General features: G+C 52.2%; 14 protein-coding genes and 3 tRNA genes. 11 read left to right on the top strand and 6 right to left on the bottom strand.

The features are described from left to right. Window positions 1-10: 10 nt before the first annotated feature. Both frdB and frdA read right to left on the bottom strand, forming a co-directional pair. Window positions 11-745 carry a fumarate reductase iron-sulfur protein gene (gene frdB / locus PS053_RS16940; RefSeq protein ID WP_000829498.1) on the bottom strand — a complete coding sequence of 245 codons (735 nt, stop codon included), beginning with the start codon at window positions 743-745 and terminating at the stop codon, window positions 11-13. Next, window positions 738-2,546, bottom strand: a complete 1,809-nt coding sequence (gene frdA / locus PS053_RS16945) for a fumarate reductase (quinol) flavoprotein subunit (protein ID WP_001192971.1) — start codon at window positions 2,544-2,546, stop codon at window positions 738-740. Before frdA ends, frdB begins: the two co-directional genes overlap by 8 nt. Before the next feature lie 324 nt (window positions 2,547-2,870). Here frdA and epmA point away from each other — a divergent pair, with 324 nt between their 5' ends. The 4 genes from epmA to PS053_RS16965 all read left to right on the top strand — a co-directional run bounded on the left by epmA (window position 2,871) and on the right by PS053_RS16965 (window position 6,260). Next, window positions 2,871-3,848 carry an elongation factor P--(R)-beta-lysine ligase gene (gene epmA, locus PS053_RS16950; RefSeq protein ID WP_000004778.1) on the top strand — a complete coding sequence of 326 codons (978 nt, stop codon included), beginning with the start codon at window positions 2,871-2,873 and terminating at the stop codon, window positions 3,846-3,848. 218 nt (window positions 3,849-4,066) lie between these two features. Then, entirely contained in the window at window positions 4,067-5,569 is a 1,503-nt protein-coding gene (gene yjeM, locus PS053_RS16955; RefSeq protein ID WP_256878748.1) for a glutamate/gamma-aminobutyrate family transporter YjeM, read from the top strand. Window positions 5,570-5,631: 62 nt separating this feature from the next. Beyond that, entirely contained in the window at window positions 5,632-5,949 is a 318-nt protein-coding gene (yjeN, locus tag PS053_RS16960) for a protein YjeN (protein WP_000340877.1), read from the top strand. Continuing rightward, a complete protein-coding gene (locus tag PS053_RS16965; RefSeq protein WP_001276186.1) occupies window positions 5,946-6,260 on the top strand; it encodes a YjeO family protein in 315 nt (104 codons plus the stop codon). Before yjeN ends, PS053_RS16965 begins: the two co-directional genes overlap by 4 nt. Before the next feature lie 37 nt (window positions 6,261-6,297). Here PS053_RS16965 and mscM read toward each other — a convergent pair whose 3' ends face one another. The 3 genes from mscM to rsgA form a co-directional block, all read right to left on the bottom strand. Continuing rightward, the gene (mscM, locus tag PS053_RS16970) at window positions 6,298-9,621 is read right to left on the bottom strand and encodes a miniconductance mechanosensitive channel MscM (RefSeq protein WP_256878747.1); all 3,324 of its coding nucleotides are present in this window, start codon (window positions 9,619-9,621) and stop codon (window positions 6,298-6,300) included. Between the two features lie 21 nt (window positions 9,622-9,642). Beyond that, complete coding sequence (asd, locus tag PS053_RS16975; RefSeq protein ID WP_000934938.1) at window positions 9,643-10,611, bottom strand: archaetidylserine decarboxylase; 969 nt, start codon at window positions 10,609-10,611, stop codon at window positions 9,643-9,645. Between the two features lie 97 nt (window positions 10,612-10,708). Then, a complete protein-coding gene (gene rsgA / locus PS053_RS16980; protein ID WP_256878746.1) occupies window positions 10,709-11,761 on the bottom strand; it encodes a small ribosomal subunit biogenesis GTPase RsgA in 1,053 nt (350 codons plus the stop codon). Window positions 11,762-11,855: 94 nt separating this feature from the next. Here rsgA and orn point away from each other — a divergent pair, with 94 nt between their 5' ends. The 4 genes from orn to PS053_RS17000 all read left to right on the top strand — a co-directional run bounded on the left by orn (window position 11,856) and on the right by PS053_RS17000 (window position 13,030). Further along, window positions 11,856-12,401, top strand: coding sequence for an oligoribonuclease (gene orn / locus PS053_RS16985; protein WP_001340699.1), 546 nt, complete (start codon window positions 11,856-11,858; stop codon window positions 12,399-12,401). A 210-nt stretch (window positions 12,402-12,611) separates the two neighbouring features. Continuing rightward, window positions 12,612-12,687: transfer RNA gene (locus PS053_RS16990), tRNA-Gly, on the top strand. A gap of 156 nt (window positions 12,688-12,843) precedes the next feature. Continuing rightward, window positions 12,844-12,919: transfer RNA gene (locus tag PS053_RS16995), tRNA-Gly, on the top strand. Window positions 12,920-12,954: 35 nt separating this feature from the next. Next, window positions 12,955-13,030 (top strand) — tRNA-Gly (locus tag PS053_RS17000). A gap of 269 nt (window positions 13,031-13,299) precedes the next feature. Here PS053_RS17000 and queG read toward each other — a convergent pair. Then, entirely contained in the window at window positions 13,300-14,439 is a 1,140-nt protein-coding gene (gene queG, locus PS053_RS17005) for a tRNA epoxyqueuosine(34) reductase QueG (RefSeq protein ID WP_001294247.1), read from the bottom strand. On the opposite strand from queG, the gene nnr reads away from it, so the two are divergent. From nnr to amiB, 3 genes are read left to right on the top strand one after another with little or no spacing between them, the layout of a single operon-like run. Continuing rightward, window positions 14,438-15,985 carry a bifunctional ADP-dependent NAD(P)H-hydrate dehydratase/NAD(P)H-hydrate epimerase gene (gene nnr / locus PS053_RS17010; protein WP_256878745.1) on the top strand — a complete coding sequence of 516 codons (1,548 nt, stop codon included), beginning with the start codon at window positions 14,438-14,440 and terminating at the stop codon, window positions 15,983-15,985. The two genes, queG and nnr, sit on opposite strands and share 2 nt — an antisense overlap. Next, entirely contained in the window at window positions 15,957-16,418 is a 462-nt protein-coding gene (gene tsaE, locus PS053_RS17015; protein ID WP_256878073.1) for a tRNA (adenosine(37)-N6)-threonylcarbamoyltransferase complex ATPase subunit type 1 TsaE, read from the top strand. The genes nnr and tsaE overlap by 29 nt, the downstream gene beginning before the upstream one ends. An 18-nt stretch (window positions 16,419-16,436) precedes the next feature. Then, entirely contained in the window at window positions 16,437-17,768 is a 1,332-nt protein-coding gene (amiB, locus tag PS053_RS17020) for an N-acetylmuramoyl-L-alanine amidase AmiB (protein ID WP_000990280.1), read from the top strand. Window positions 17,769-17,776: the final 8 nt, after the last annotated feature.

The raw sequence follows: 17,776 nt of genomic DNA on the forward strand, positions 1-17,776 counted from the left end.
GTTGCACTCCTTAGCGTGGTTTCAGGGTAGCGATAAGAAAGTCTTTCGAACTTTCTACTTTGCCCTGCTGAATGGCTGCAGCCGGATCGACGTGTTTCGGGCAGACTTCGGAGCAGTAGCCCACGAAAGTACAGCTCCATACGCCGTTCTGGCTGTTTAACTGCGCCATACGCTCCTTCTTACCGTGGTCGCGGCTATCTTCGTTATAACGATGTGCCAGCGTAATGGCAGCCGGACCGATGAACTCTGGGTTCAGGCCGAACTGCGGGCATGCGGCATAGCACAGACCACAGTTGATGCAACCGGAGAACTGGTGATACTTCGCCATCTGCGCAGGAGTCTGAATGTTAGTACCCTGATCCGCAGTGCGGGAGTTGCCGATGATGTACGGTTTGATCGCTTCCAGGCTTTCGATGAAGTGAGTCATATCAACAACCAGATCGCGTTCGATCGGGAAGTTCGCTAACGCTTCAACCTTCATACCGTCGGTGTAGTCACGCAGGAAGGTTTTACATGCCAGTTTCGGCACGTTGTTAACCATCATGCCGCAGGAACCGCAAATCGCCATACGGCAGGACCAGCGGTAGCTCAGGTCCGGCGCCAGGTTGTCTTTGATATAGCCCAGCGCATCCAGCAACGAGGTGGTTGCGTCATAAGGCACTTCATAGAATGCGCTATGCGGTGCGGTATCGACTTCCGGGTTATAGCGCACCACCTCAATTTTCAGGTTCTTCATCTCAGCCATTCGCCTTCTCCTTCTTATTGGCTGCTTCCGCTTTATCGGCTGCATCCGCTTCGCCACCGTAAACGCGTTTGGCTGGCGGCAGCGTAGTAATCTTCACGTCGCTGTACTCCAGGCGAGTAGTGCCATCAGCATCGCGGAAGGCGAGGGTATGTTTGAGGAAGTTGACGTCGTCACGCTCGGTGCAACCTTCGTCCAGACGCTGGTGCGCGCCGCGGGACTCTTTACGCGCCATTGCGGAGTGCGCCATACATTCGGCAACGTTCAGACCGTGGCCCAGCTCAATGGTGTAGAGCAGGTCGGTGTTGAACACGCTGGAAGTGTCGGTGATACGTACGCGCTTGAAGCGTTCCTGTAGTTCCGCCAGCTTGTCGATGGTTTTCTGCATCAGTTCCGGCGTACGGTAGATACCGCAACCTTCTTCCATAGCGAGACCCATTTCGTCGCGGATCTTCGCCCAGTTTTCGCCGCCATCCTGGTTAACCAGATCTTTCAGACGTTGTTCAACGGCTGCGGCTTGTGCTTCGATTGCCGCTTCGTTGCCGTTACCGGCCGTGGCGGCACGCTCCGTCGCTTGTTCACCAGCCAGGCGACCAAAGACCACCAGTTCCGCCAGTGAGTTGGAGCCCAGACGGTTTGCGCCGTGCAGACCGACAGAGGAACATTCGCCCACGGCGAACAGACCCTTAATGCGGGTTTCGCAGTTCTGATCGGTTTCGATACCGCCCATGGTGTAGTGTGCGGTCGGACGTACTGGGATCGGTTCTTTAACCGGATCGACGCCAACATACGCTTTTGCCAGTTCGCAGATAAACGGCAGACGTTCGTGCAGTTTTTTCTCACCCAGGTGACGCAGGTCGAGGTATACCACATCGCCACGCGGCGTAGAGATAGTGTTGCCTTTGCGCCACTCGTGCCAGAAGGCCTGAGAAACTTTGTCGCGTGGACCCAGTTCCATATATTTGTTTTTCGGTTCGCCCAGCGGAGTTTCTGGCCCCATGCCGTAGTCTTGCAGATAGCGGTAGCCATTTTTGTTGACCAGAATACCGCCTTCACCACGGCAACCTTCGGTCATCAGGATACCGGAACCTGGCAGACCCGTCGGGTGATACTGAACGAATTCCATATCACGCAGTGGAACACCATGGCTCAACGCCATACCCATGCCGTCACCGGTTACAATACCGCCGTTAGTGTTGTAGCGATAAACGCGACCCGCACCGCCTGTAGCCATAACTACTGCGTTAGCACGGATCTGTACCAGCGTGCCTTCCATCATGTTCATTGCCACCAGGCCGCGAACATGACCATCATCGACCAGAATATCCAGTACGAAGTGTTCGTCAAAACGCTGGATCTGTGGGAACTGTAGAGAGGTCTGGAACAGAGTATGAAGCATATGGAAGCCGGTCTTATCGGCGGCGAACCAGGTACGCTCGATTTTCATACCGCCGAAGCGACGTACGTTGACGCTACCATCCGGGCGACGACTCCATGGGCAGCCCCACAGTTCCAGTTGGGTCATCTCGGTTGGGCAGTGATGGACGAAATAATCCACAACATCCTGCTCACATAACCAGTCGCCACCTGCTACTGTATCGTGAAAGTGATATTCGAAGCTGTCATGATCCTGCGCGACAGCGGCGGAGCCCCCTTCTGCAGCAACGGTATGACTGCGCATCGGGTATACTTTTGAGATTAGTGCGATTTTTGCATTTGGGTTTGCCTGCGCGGCAGCAATTGCAGCACGTAATCCCGCGCCACCGGCACCTACAATGGCAAGATCGGCTTGAAAGGTTTGCACGACATTCCTCCAGATTGTTTTTATCCCACAGTCACGTACTTCAGAGTAAGTACCTGAAAGTTACGCACTGCGAACGCTATTCCACTGCTCCTTTATAGGTACAACAGTATAGTCTGATGGATAAGTCTGAAATTTGACGAGATCGATTTTTTTAGCGTGCCAGGAGGCTAAATTATCACTGAAGATGATTAATTTAATTACTAAACCATCAGTTTGCGGTTTTTTTAGTCACTCCCCATCACGGCCTGATCCTTGCGTAAAATTTGTCTCTCCGTCGCGTTACGAGTAGACTTCGTGCCCTTGTTAAAAACTGGAGATTTCACTATGAGCGAAACGGCATCCTGGCAGCCGAGCGCATCTATTCCTAACTTGTTAAAACGCGCGGCGATTATGGCGGAAATCCGTCGCTTCTTTGCCGATCGTGGAGTGCTGGAGGTGGAGACGCCTTGTATGAGTCAGGCGACGGTAACGGATATTCATCTGGTCCCGTTTGAGACACGTTTCGTTGGCCCCGGACACTCCCAGGGGATGAATCTTTGGTTAATGACCAGCCCGGAATATCACATGAAACGCCTGCTGGTAGCAGGTTGTGGTCCCGTATTCCAGTTATGCCGCAGCTTCCGTAATGAAGAGATGGGGCGTTATCACAACCCTGAATTCACCATGCTGGAGTGGTATCGACCGCATTATGATATGTACCGGTTGATGAATGAGGTTGATGATCTTCTGCAGCAGGTGTTGGATTGTCCGGCCGCAGAAAGCCTTTCTTATCAACAAGCTTTTCTGCGTTATCTGGAAGTTGACCCGCTCTCTGCCGATAAAACACAGTTGCGGGAAGCCGCGGCGAAACTGGATTTGAGCAATGTTGCCGATACCGAAGAAGATCGCGACACACTGCTACAACTGTTATTTACCTTTGGCGTAGAGCCAAACATAGGTAAAGAGAAACCGACCTTTGTTTATCACTTCCCTGCCAGCCAGGCATCTCTGGCGCAAATCAGTACTGAGGATCATCGGGTCGCGGAACGCTTCGAGGTTTACTATAAAGGTATTGAACTGGCGAATGGTTTCCATGAGTTGACGGATGCTCATGAACAGCAACAACGCTTCGAACAGGATAACCGTAAACGTGCGGCGCGCGGTTTACCACAACATCCTATCGACAAGAATCTGATTGATGCTCTGGAAGTGGGCATGCCCGACTGTTCCGGCGTGGCGCTGGGCGTTGACCGCCTGGTGATGTTGGCGCTGGGAGCGGAGACTCTGGCAGAAGTGATTGCCTTTAGCGTTGACCGGGCATAATTCTGAAAAATCACTGAATTAACGACACAGAATGGCGTAACTGGCGCCATTCTGTAGCATATTTTTTCATTTTTCTGCCAAAGCCTACAATTTAAGACTGGATGTTTGTTATCATCCGGGTATCAATTCTGTATTGGTTTTTATGCTGCCCATCAATCGGTGGGTAGTACAGTTCAATTGGCGCGTTTAATATACGTGCTGAAATGAAGGATGGTTTCATGCCTCACTCGGTAAAAAAGATGAGTCTGATTGGACTCATATTGATGATCTTTACTTCCGTATTTGGATTTGCCAATAGCCCATCAGCGTATTACTTAATGGGGTATAGTGCGATTCCCTTTTATATATTTTCTGCATTGTTATTCTTTATTCCATTCGCCCTAATGATGGCTGAAATGGGAGCTGCTTATCGTAAAGAAGAAGGCGGCATCTATTCCTGGATGAATAATAGCGTCGGACCGCGTTTTGCCTTTATTGGCACATTTATGTGGTTTTCCTCTTATATTATCTGGATGGTGAGTACCTCCGCTAAAGTATGGGTACCATTTTCTACCTTCCTCTACGGTAGCGATATGACTCAGCACTGGCGCATTGCCGGTCTGGAGCCAACGCAGGTAGTCGGTCTGTTGGCGGTGGCCTGGATGATTCTGGTAACTGTTATTGCCTCGAAGGGAATTAATAAAATTGCCCGAATTACCGCAGTGGGCGGTATTGCAGTAATGTGTCTTAATTTAGTATTACTGTTAGTGAGTATTATCATTTTGTTATTAAATGGTGGTCATTTCGCGCAAGATATTAATTTTATGGTATCTCCAAATCCGGGATATCAGTCTGGTCTGGCGATGTTATCGTTTGTTGTATTTGCTATTTTTGCTTACGGTGGAATTGAAGCCGTTGGCGGGCTGGTAGATAAAACAGAAAATCCAGAAAAGAACTTTGCTAAAGGGATTATTTTTGCCGCTATTGTTATTTCAATTGGTTATTCGCTGGCAATATTTTTATGGGGCGTCAGTACTAACTGGCAGCAGGTATTAAGTAACGGTTCTGTTAACCTCGGTAATATTACTTATGTGCTGATGAAGAGTCTGGGGATGTCGCTGGGTAACGCGTTGCATTTATCACCTGAAACGTCGTTGTCGCTGGGCGTATGGTTTGCGCGTATTACAGGACTTTCCATGTTCCTTGCCTACACCGGCGCGTTCTTTACGCTCTGTTATTCGCCGTTAAAAGCGATTATCCAGGGGACGCCGAAAGCGTTGTGGCCAGAGCCGATGACGCGCCTGAACGCGATGGGAATGCCATCTGTCGCCATGTGGATGCAGTGTGCTCTGGTCACTGTTTTCATTCTGTTGGTTTCATTTGGTGGGGGGACGGCCTCGGCGTTCTTTAACAAGTTGACGCTGATGGCGAACGTGTCTATGACGCTGCCTTATCTGTTCCTCGCGCTGGCTTTCCCGTTTTTTAAAGCGCGTCAGGATCTCGACAGACCGTTTGTTATTTTTAAAACGCACATGTCGGCAATGATTGCGACGGTGGTGGTCGTGCTGGTGGTGACTTTTGCGAACGTCTTCACCATCATCCAGCCGGTAGTTGAAGCCGGAGACTGGGACAGCACATTGTGGATGATTGGCGGCCCGGTCTTTTTCTCGCTGTTAGCGATGGCGATTTACCAGAACTATTGCAGCCGTATGGCGAACAAGCCTGAGCTGGCACTGGACTGATCATGTGAAATCCTGCAACTCATCGTCTCTCCGGCGATGAGTTGTCTGGTAAGGAAGACGTTATGGACGACGGTAGTCGGGATCCAGTGATAACCGAAGATGAAATCAGGGCGCTGCAATTTTCTGCACAGGACATTGCAGAAATAGAGCACGTTATCCTTTCTTTTGCCGATGCCCGCCACACCCGCAAAGTAGCGATGGTGGTCGGTAATACCATTAATATCCTCAAAGATCGCGATGGTTCGCGGTGGGGAAACCTGCCTGATATCTATTGCACTTACCTGATCAGGTGTCTGGTTTTTCGTGGGGAATTAATCGGGTATGGGGATTTGTTCCGCATGCGTTATAGCGAAATTAAACTGCCGATTGAAACATCATGAGTGCGCGTCAGTTTATTTTATGCTGCATTTGGTTCTTCGTATCTGTTCTCTGGATTCTGATACTGTCCACGCTGGACAAAGAGTGGATGATTGAGGAGAGGGGAGTTAAAAATATCTGCGATGTGTTGGAATATCTTGAAAATGACGATACCCGCGATATTGGTGTGATAATGACGTTACCGCTTTTTTTCCCCTTTCTCTGGTTCACGCTGCGGCGAAAAAAACGCGGTTGGCTTATGTATGCCACCGCGCTGACCATTTTCAGCTACTGGCTGTGGCAATTTTTCCTGCGCTATCAATTTTGTTGGTGATTGAAGCTGCCAGATTCACATCCGGCAGCTTCACGCATTACAAACTTCCCACCTGACGTCCTTTACCTGCAGAAGTCAGCGTTCTTCCCGTTTGCTTGCCGTTCAGACTTTCCAGACGCATCTGGAAGGGCGGGAATGGCATATCGATACCGTGGGCGTGGAAGCCCGCCAGAATTAGCTGGTGGATTTCATGGCGTAGCGGCATGCGGTGGCCCATTTCGGCAGCGTAAATACGCAACTCGAAAATCTGAATCCCCTGTTGCAGATCCACCAGAAAAGCTTCCGGCGCCGGATTGTCGAGCACCAGCGAGCAGCGCCGCGCTGCCGTAAGCAGGATTTCCGTCACTTCTTTACTGTTGGCATCGGCAGGGGCCGGAATTGTCAGCACCACGCGCGTTACCGAGTCAGAGAGTGACCAGTTGATAAACTGCTCAGTAATAAACGCCTTGTTCGGCACGATAATCTCTTTACGGTCCCAGTCGCTGATAGTGGTGGCGCGAGTGTTAATTTTCGTCACGCTACCGGTGAGATCGCGGATTGTCACAGTATCGCCAATGCGAATCGGTTTTTCGAACAGGATAATCAGGCCAGAGATAAAGTTGGCGAAAATCTCTTGCAAACCAAAGCCCAGACCAACACCGAGCGCGGCGACCAGCCACTGCAATTTCGACCACTCAATGCCAATCATCGAGAAGCCAACCAGACCGCCAATCAGCATCAGCAGATATTTGGTGATGGTGGTGATGGCGTACCCCGTACCTGGTGTTAAATCCAGATGCTGCAAAATCGCCAGTTCCAGCAGGGCAGGCAGGTTGCGCACCAGTTGCGTAGTGATGATAAACACCAGAATGGCAATCAGCACTGCGCCAAGGGTAATCGGCTCCAGGCTTTCCACGCCCCGTACTGTTGAAGTGACATCCCACAGCGAAATATTTTCGAGGAAGCCGAAAGCGGAATGAATTTCCGACCACAGTACGATGACTGAAAGCAGGGCGATCAGCATCAGAATTGAACGAACCAGTCGCAAGGACTGGGCACTGATGGCATCGAGATCGACTTCACTTTCATCTACCTCAATCGCCCCTTCCGGGCTACTGTGGTGATGCGCTTCTTCTTCGCCACGCGCGCGCTGCGCCAGCATTTCTGCCCGGCGATGTTTCGCGCGATCAAATGCCAATCTGCGCCGCTGGATTAACATCCAGCGGCGGATAACGTAGTAAATCACCAACAGCAGGAACCAGATGGCAACTGAGGTTTCCAGTCTCGCTAATAGCGCCTGCGCTGTTGCCAGGTAACCGACCGCGGATGCCAGAATGGCAACCAGCGGCGCGCCAATCATCATGTTCCATAACATATGGTTGGCAATATTGTCCCCGCTGCCTTCTTTATTGAGATACAGCGGGATCCCGGCCTTTTTCAGACTGAGAGTAACAACCGCCAGCGCACCACAGATGAGGATGAAGCAGAGTCGTCCCAGCGAACCGGAAAACTCACGGTCGTTGAGATTATCGAACATCATCAACGCCATAATCAGCGGTACGATAAGCCCAATGCTCATCAGGTAGTAGCGCATCCCACGAGAAACCCGTTCGCGCGGCCAACCAAAATGGGCGATAAACAAGCCGTTAGGCCGGGCAAAGGCAGCGCAAATCATCACCACCCATAGCAGCGGCACGGTGGCCGTTACGCCATCGCCAATCGCTACCGCTAACGGATAAGGCCACGCCTCGCGCAGCCCGTAACCCAACGTCATCCACAGCACCGGCAGCGGTGAAGCAACGAGTATCGACCAGAAAAGCGTCCGTAACGTCAGCCAGAAGTGATCCTGAGTCACTTTGCCGACTTTTGCTGCCGAACGTTCGAGAAAACGAGTGAAATAGCGGCGTGAGTAAATACTGCAACCGACCAGAATCAACGCCCCAAACAGAGGCAAAAGCGTCTCTTTGCTGGTTAGCATCATGATGCTGGCTTTGCCCAACTGACTGAAGGTGTCCAGTGAGATCAGACGACGCAGATCCTGAGCGATCTCCAGCGGCCAGGCGATGGTCATTGGACGCACGTCAGAGGTCCAGAACAGATAGCGGTGTGTCGCTTCGTTCACCTCTTTCAGTGCATCCTCCAGTTGCCCGTTGGAAACTTTCAGCTTAGTCAGTTCGAGCAGTAGCGTGTCGCCGCCCTGCAACAATGAATTCAGCAATTCACGCTGAGTACGCAGTTGGGCTTCGAGAATGCGATTTTGCTCGGCGGTCAGCGGCTGACCGTCGGCCTGATGGATTTGTCGTAGTTGCGGCTGCTTGTTTAGCAGATCCTCATAGCGCAACCGTTGCACGCGTAACTGGGTCATTTCGGTATCCAGTTGTTGCGGTTTGGGCATTTCCGGCAAGCGCGCTACCTGTGCCCGTAACGCTTCGCCGAGCAGGTTTGATGACCCCAGCCATTGTGACTGTTCACGCAGCGTATTCAGTGCCTGCCTGACCTGTAACGTCTGGCTGGCAGCCTGGCGCTGTTGCGAAGCCACTAAATCCATTCGCTGTGCCTGCTGATTCAGCGCTGCCGATAGTTCACGGTTAATTTTGAACTGTGCGACGATATCTTTCGGCAAATCGGCGCTGCTTTCCGCCAGTTGCTCGGTGCTTTCCAGCGCCCGTTCCGCCTCCAGTTGGCGCTGGCTGTTTAACTGGTTGCGTAATGTCTGCAAATACGCATCGAGTTGTTGACTCTCTTTGTCTGCCAGTTCTGAGCGTAAACGCGCTAATTCCTGGCGATTATTAGCAGAAAGTTGTGCCAGTTCGAGCTCATCGACCAATGATTTCAAACGCGCGGAGTCTGCTTGCAAAGCGAAATTTTGCGCCTGATTAAGCGGAGTATTTCCGGTGAGCGCACCCAGCCGACGCTCGACTTCATTCAACTGACGGCGAGTGTCAGTTTGCTGCTGCGGCAGTTGGTTAAGCGAATCTGCAATTTCACGGGCGCGTTCTTGTTCCTGCTGGGCCTGGCGACTTTTATCCAGCAACTGGCTACTGATCTGGAGAATTTCCTGATTTAGCGCGTCGGTGGACATCCCCGACGGCGCACTGCGCGGCTCGTCATGCATATTGTTTAATTGCGCGCGTAGAGCAGCAGAGAGCTTCGGATAATTATCAATAACGTCTTGATATTGTTTGATGCGCTCAAGGGAACCTTTTCGTTCCTCAAGCGCATTTAAGGCGGACTGGAGCGTCTCTACGACTTCCGGCTGTGCGGGTTTCGCCGCTTTCGCCTGCTCCAGTTCTTGCGAGATTTGTTTACTATCGGGGGCCGTCGCAGCGTACGCCCCCCAACTGAGGCACCAGGCCATCAGAAAAGTGATAATCAGGCGCACGTCAGCGTTTCCTTTGATGAATTAGACCTGGTCTTTTTTGTCGTCAACCAATGAGCTGGCGTCGTGTTCTGCCGGGCTCTCTTCAGCAGGAAGAGAGGACGGTTCAGCTTCTGGCGCAACAAAGGTTTCGGTAGATACTGCCAGCGGCTGGCCAATTTTCGTGACCGACAGGCTTTCCAGTTGCTCTACCAGATTCACTTTACCCGGTGCGAACAGGTTGATCACGGTAGAACCGAGTTTAAAGCGACCCATTTCCTGGCCTTTCAGCAGCGCCACAGAACCGTCGTTTTCCCCGGCAGGCCAGGTCCAGCGTTTGATGATGCCTTCGCGTGGCGGCGTAATGGTGCCCGCCCAGACGGTTTCAATGCTGCCAACAATGGTTGCACCGACCAGAATCTGCGCCATCGGACCAAATTCGGTATCGAACAGGCAGATCACGCGCTCATTACGGGCAAACAAATTCGGCACGTTCTGGGCGGTGAGATGGTTCACAGAGAAGAGATCGCCCGGTACGTAGATCATCTCACGCAGAATGCCGTTACATGGCATATGTACGCGGTGGTAATCACGCGGGGAGAGGTAAGTGGTCACAAACGTACCGTTGCGGAAGAGATCCGCCATCAGGTAGTTACCTGCCAGCAGGGCTTCAAGGCTGTAGTTATGGCCTTTGGCTTGCAGGATTTTATCTTCTTCGATTTTACCTAACTGGCTGATAACGCCATCGGCAGGCATGACCAGAACATTCGGATCGGTATTAATTGGGCGTACTTCGTCACGCAGCGGACGGACAAAGAATTCGTTAAACGTGCGATAGCTGGCGGTATCCGGCTTCTGCGCCTCTTTCATGTCGACCTTGTAGTATTTAACGAACAGATCGATAACCAGTTTTGTCAGCCATCCTGCCCGCTTGCTTGCGCCCCAACCCGCCAGGCGAGTAAGCCATAGTTTCGGCAGAATGTACTGTAGCGAAAGTTTAAATGAATTTAACAAGGTAGCCTCCAGGCCATTGTTTTGTCGTTCCTGATCCGGCGTAGAGGCCGGATCCTGAAAAAAAGGGGGACGATTCTAACGACGGTTAGCTTAATTGTCAGTCGTCCGTAGCAGAAAAGTTTTTACGCGTTTTTACCTGCGCCATGCTTTCCAGAATACGGTGATAGTTTTCGAAACGAGTTTCCGCGATTTTCCCTTCCTCAACCGCTTCACGGATAGCGCAACCCGGATCGGTATCGTGCTTGCAATTGCGATATTTGCACAAGCCTAAGTAGTCGTGGAATTCGACAAAACCCTGAGTGACTTGTTCCGCTCCCAGGTGCCAGAGGCCAAATTCACGCACTCCGGGTGAGTCGATCACGTCGCCGCCGTGCGGGAAATGATACAACCGTGCGGCAGTCGTAGTGTGCTGACCGAGACCGGAAACGTCAGACACATCATTGGTCAGAATCTCTTTTTGCAGCCCCAGCAGCGCATTCAGCAGGCTGGATTTGCCGACGCCAGACTGCCCGGCAAAGATGCTGATGCGCCCGGTCAACGCCTCTTCCAGCGGTTTCAGCCCATCCTGAGTATGGCTGGAAACCATCAATACGCGATAACCAATATTGCGGTAGATATCCATCTGCTCGTTAACGAACGCCATCCCTTCATCGTCCAGCAGATCGATTTTGTTGAGCACAATAATCGGCTCAATCTGCAAGGTTTCGCAAGCCACCAGGTAACGGTCGATAATATTGAGCGACAGCTCCGGCAAAATAGCGGAGACAATGACGATCTGGTCGATATTGGCGGCAATAGGTTTTACGCCGTCGTAGAAATCCGGGCGCGTCAATACCGAAGTACGCTCATGCACCGCCTCCACGATCCCTTTGACATTTACGCCTTCCGCCGCTGGTTTACCTGGGCGCCAGACCACGCGATCGCCGGTTACCAGCGAACGGATGGTTCGGCGAATATTGCAGCGGTGAACCTCGCCATCGGCAGATTCCACATCAGCGTGCATGCCAAAGCGACTGATGACGATGCCTTCATCGGGCTCGCCAAACAAATTGTCGTCGTAGTCGGGCTTCTCCTTAGACGTTTTTAGACGACGCTGGTGATTAGCGTTCACACGGCGCTGCTGGCCTTTGGAGAGTTTATTTTTACTCAATCGTACTGACTCCTGGTCGCCCCTGATGGGCAAAACATCTATGATACACGCAATTGTGGATCAATATAGTCACTGTGAATGGGTGGAAAATAGCATGAGTGCCAATGAAAACAACCTGATTTGGATCGATCTTGAGATGACCGGTCTGGATCCCGAGCGCGATCGCATAATTGAGATTGCCACGTTGGTGACCGATGCCAACCTGAATATTCTGGCAGAGGGGCCGACTATTGCAGTACATCAGTCTGATGAACAACTGGCGTTGATGGATGACTGGAACGTGCGCACCCATACCGCCAGCGGGCTGGTGGAGCGCGTGAAAGCGAGCACAATGGGCGATCGGGAAGCTGAACTGGCGACGCTCGAATTTTTAAAACAGTGGGTGCCTGCGGGAAAATCACCTATCTGCGGTAACAGCATCGGCCAGGATCGTCGCTTCCTGTTTAAATACATGCCGGAGCTGGAAGCCTACTTCCACTACCGTTATCTTGATGTCAGCACGCTGAAAGAGCTGGCGCGTCGCTGGAAGCCAGAAATTCTTGCTGGTTTTACCAAGCAGGGGACGCATCAGGCGATGGATGATATCCGTGAGTCGGTGGCAGAACTGGCTTACTATCGCGAGCATTTTATCAAGCTGTAAAATTTTTCCTGGTCACATAACCGCCGGAATTCTCTTGCGGCGGCGTGGTTTTGACGCTAAATTGAACGTCTTGCTGATAATTTCAGCACTTGAGATAAAAACTCAAAAAAATTTTTTAGGGGGGGTTGCAGAGGGAAAGAATTCTCGTATAATGCGCCTCCCGTAACGACGCAGAAATGCGAAATTACGAAAGCAAAAATTAAGTAGTACGCGGGAATAGCTCAGTTGGTAGAGCACGACCTTGCCAAGGTCGGGGTCGCGAGTTCGAGTCTCGTTTCCCGCTCCAAAATTTGAAAGTGCTGTGAAGCACAGACCACCCAATCGCAGTATTTCGAATTGCGACAAGGCGGCAACTGAGCGAATCCTTGGGAGCTTACAGAAGTAAGTGACTAAGGTGAGTGAAGGCAGCCAAAGCAGTAGCGGTTCGAAAGACGAAGATTAAGCGGGAATAGCTCAGTTGGTAGAGCACGACCTTGCCAAGGTCGGGGTCGCGAGTTCGAGTCTCGTTTCCCGCTCCAAAATTTGAAAGTGCTGTGAAGCACAGACCACCCAAGCGGGAATAGCTCAGTTGGTAGAGCACGACCTTGCCAAGGTCGGGGTCGCGAGTTCGAGTCTCGTTTCCCGCTCCAAATTCTTCTCTCAATAAAATATCCACAGCGACGCGATGCGTTATTGCTGGCTTTTGTTGTCTCTGGAAAACTGTTGTAAACAGAGTTATCCACAGGTTCAGGTTAAAATCTTAATTTTAGAAAAGCTTCGTACGGTGAATGGTATTTTTTTAACTAATTGATATATAACTTAAAAATTAAGATTGTATTTTGTCGTATCGATCACTTGACGATTTTTTCCGGCTTGAATTGCAATGCGTTTTTATTTTTATTCACAAGCTGTGGATGAATCAGGCGTCACGCGGCAACCCCTTTTCAATCACTCTCACCAGACGCTGTTTTTTCGGCAATTGCACTTCGACTACGCACGCATTTCGTCTCTCGATTTGCTGCGCAATCGCCCACGCTATGTGCTCATCAAGAAGTGGGTGCTCACCTTTACGGCTTTCCAGCGCTGTCAAAATCGTTTCATCCCAGGGGGCATTGCCTAATGCTACGGCGATATTACGCAGCCAACGCAGGTGACCTATACGGCGAATCGCCGATCCTTCCGTGACTTTTAAAAACGTCTCTTCGCTCCAGGCGAATAACTCAATGAGTTCCGGTGCGTGTAGCGGCTTACGCGGGCTGAAATCGTCTTCTGTCGTGAGTTGCGAATAGCGATTCCACGGGCAGATAAGCTGGCAGTCATCGCAACCGTAAATACGATTTCCCATTAACGGCCGCAGCTCTTCCGGGATAGCCCCTTCCAGTTCAATCGTCAGATAAGAAATACAACGGCGAGCATCGACAGTATATGGCTCGACGATGGCGCCGGTCGGGCAAATCGTCATGCAGGCCACGCATTTACCGCATCCTTCCTCGACCGGTTGATCCACGGGCAGCGGAATATCGACCAGCAATTCACCTAAAAAGAAGAACGAACCAGCCTCGCGATTGAGGATAAGTGAGTGCTTACCTGTCCAGCCCAGCCCCGCTTTTTCAGCTAACGGGCGCTCGAGAATAGGCGCAGAATCGACAAACGGTCTAAAATTCAGCGAAACACAATGTTGCTGAATCATCTCGCCCAGCTTTTTGAGTCGGTTGCGCAGAAGTTTGTGATAGTCACGACCCAGTGCATAACGGCTAACATAGCCGAGTTTGGGATTTTTCAGCGTGCTGGCAAACGCGGCGTTGGCAGGCAGATAATTCATCCGCACGCTGATCACGCGCAGCGTACCAGGCAATAACTCGTGGGGGCGGGCGCGCAGCATACCGTGACGCGCCATCCAGTCCATTTCGCCGTGGTATTGTTTGTCCAGCCATGCCTGTAGTTTGGGCTCGGACTCGCTGAGATCGGTATCGGTAATACCTACCTGCTGAAAGCCCAGTTCCAGCCCCCATTGTTTAATATTTTGCGCTAACTGATTGAGATCGAGGGGCTCTGACATGACGGACCATACAATGAAGAAAAACCCCGTAAGTATACCACACACCGTCTGGCACGCCGACGATATCCGCCGCGGCGAACGCGAGGCGGCAGATGCGCTGGGGCTCACACTCTATGAGCTGATGCTTCGCGCTGGCGAAGCCGCATTCCAGGTATGTCGTACCGCTTATCCTGACGCCCGCCACTGGCTGGTGCTGTGCGGTCATGGTAATAACGGCGGCGATGGCTACGTGGTCGCGCGGCTGGCCAAAGCGGTCGGCATTGAGGTCACGCTGCTGGCCCTGGAAAGTAGCAAACCGTTACCGGAAGAGGCCGCTCTGGCACGTGAAGCGTGGTTAAACGCGGGAGGCGAGATCCATGCGACGAATATTGTCTGGCCCGAGTCGGTAGATCTGATTGTTGATGCGCTGCTCGGCACCGGATTGCAGCAAGCGCCTCGTGAATCCATTAGTCAGTTAATCGACCACGCTAATACTCACCCTGCGCCGATTGTGGCGGTTGATATCCCTTCCGGCCTGCTGGCTGAAACCGGCGCTACGCCAGGCGCGGTGATCAACGCCGATCACACCATCACTTTCATTGCACTAAAACCAGGCTTGCTCACCGGAAAAGCGCGGGATGTTACTGGACATCTGCATTTTGACTCTCTGGGGCTGGATAGCTGGCTGGCAGGTCAGGAGACGAAAATTCAGCGGTTTTCGGCGGAGCAACTTTCTTACTGGCTAAAACCGCGTCGCCCGACTTCGCATAAAGGCGATCACGGGCGGTTGGTGATTATCGGTGGCGATTACGGTACCGCGGGGGCTATTCGCATGACGGGGGAAGCGGCGCTGCGTGCTGGCGCTGGTTTAGTCAGAGTGCTGACCCGCAGTGAAAACATTGCGCCGCTGCTGACTGCACGACCGGAATTGATGGTGCATGAACTGACGATGGACTCTCTTACCGAAAACCTGGAATGGGCCGATGTGGTGGTGATTGGTCCTGGTTTGGGCCAGCAAGAGTGGGGAAAAAAAGCCCTGCAAAAAGTTGAGAATTTTCGCAAACCGATGTTGTGGGATGCCGATGCATTGAACCTGCTGGCAATCAATCCCGATAAGCGTCACAATCGCGTGATCACGCCGCATCCTGGCGAGGCCGCACGGCTGTTGGGTTGTTCCGTCGCTGAAATTGAAAGTGACCGCTTACATTACGCGCAACGTCTGGTACAACGTTATGGCGGCGTAGCGGTGCTGAAAGGTGCCGGAACCGTGGTCGCCGCCCATCCTGACGCTTTAGGCATTATTGATGCCGGAAATGCAGGCATGGCGAGCGGCGGCATGGGCGATGTGCTCTCTGGTATTATTGGCGCATTGCTCGGGCAAAAATTGTCGCCATATGATGCGGCGTGCGCGGGCTGTGTCGCACACGGTGCGGCGGCGGATGTTCTGGCGGCGCGTTTGGGGACGCGCGGGATGTTGGCAACCGATCTCTTTTCCACGCTACAGCGTATTGTTAACCCGGAAGTGACTGATAAAAAACATGATGAATCGAGTAATACCGCTCCCTGACGAGCAGGCAACGTTAGACCTGGGCGAGCGGATAGCCAAAGCCTGTGATGGCGCCACCGTAATCTATCTGTATGGCGATTTAGGCGCAGGAAAAACCACTTTCAGCCGGGGCTTTTTACAAGCTCTGGGTCATCAGGGTAATGTCAAAAGCCCTACCTATACGCTGGTCGAACCCTATACGCTCGACAACTTAATGGTTTATCACTTTGATTTGTACCGCCTTGCCGATCCCGAGGAGCTGGAGTTTATGGGGATCCGCGATTATTTTGCCAACGACGCCATCTGCCTGGTGGAGTGGCCGCAACAAGGTACAGGTGTTCTTCCTGACCCGGACGTCGAAATACACATTGATTATCAGGCACAAGGCCGTGAGGTGCGCGTGAGTGCGGTTTCCTCAGCGGGTGAATTGTTGCTGGCGCGTTTAGCCGGTTAACCTTTGAAAGGTGGCGGGATGATGTATCGCATCAGAAATTGGTTGGTAGCGACGTTGCTGCTGCTGTGCGCGCAGGCTGGCGCCGCGACGCTCTCTGATATTCAGGTTTCTAATGGCAATCAACAGGCGCGAATAACGTTGAGTTTTATTGGCGATCCTGATTATGCGTTTAGTCATCAAAACAAACGTACTGTGGCGCTGGATATCAAACAAACTGGCGTAATACAGGGGCTGCCGTTGTTGTTTAGCGGCAACAATCTGGTGAAAGCTATTCGTTCCGGCACGCCAAAAGATGCACAAACGTTGCGGCTGGTGGTCGACCTCACCGAAAATGGTAAAACCGAAGCGGTGAAGCGCCAGAATGGTAGCAATTACACCGTTGTCTTTACGATTAATGCCGATGTGCCGCCACCGCCGCCGCCAGTGGTTGCCAAACGTGTTGAAACGCCTGCGGTTGTCGCACCGCGCGTAAGCGAGCCAGCGCGTAATCCGTTTAAAACTGATAGCAACCGGACTACTGGCGTCATCAGTAGTAATACGGTAACGCGTCCGGCAGCCCGCACGACGCCTAACACTGGCGATAAAATTGTTATCGCCATTGATGCCGGACACGGCGGCCAGGACCCTGGCGCTATTGGCCCAGGCGGTACGCGGGAGAAAAATGTCACTATCGCCATCGCCCGTAAATTGCGCACTTTGCTCAATGACGATCCGATGTTTAAGGGCGTTTTAACCCGTGACGGAGACTACTTTATCTCGGTAATGGGGCGCAGCGACGTCGCACGTAAGCAAAACGCCAATTTCCTGGTGTCGATTCACGCCGATGCCGCACCGAATCGCAGCGCGAGCGGCGCTTCCGTATGGGTGCTCTCTAACCGTCGCGCGAACAGCGAAATGGCAAACTGGCTGGAACAGCATGAGAAACAGTCGGAGCTACTGGGCGGGGCGGGCGATGTGCTGGCGAACAGTCAGTCAGACCCGTATTTAAGCCAGGCGGTGCTGGATTTACAGTTCGGTCATTCTCAGCGGGTAGGGTATGATGTGGCGACCAGTATGATCAGCCAGTTGCAACGCATTGGCGAAATTCATAAACGCCGACCAGAGCACGCCAGCCTTGGCGTTCTGCGTTCGCCGGATATCCCATCCGTACTGGTTGAAACCGGTTTTATCAGCAACAACAGTGAAGAACGTTTGCTGGCGAGCGACGGTTACCAACAACAATTGGCCGAAGCCATGTACAGCGGTCTGCGCAATTATTTCCTTGCGCATCCGATGCAGTCTGCGCCACAAGGTGCAACAGCACAAACCGCCAGTACGGCGACGACACCAGATCGCACGCTGCCAAACTAAGGATGATT

The sequence above is a fragment of the Escherichia albertii genome, from assembly GCF_028622335.1.
Taxonomy (GTDB): Bacteria; Pseudomonadota; Gammaproteobacteria; order Enterobacterales; family Enterobacteriaceae; genus Escherichia; species Escherichia albertii.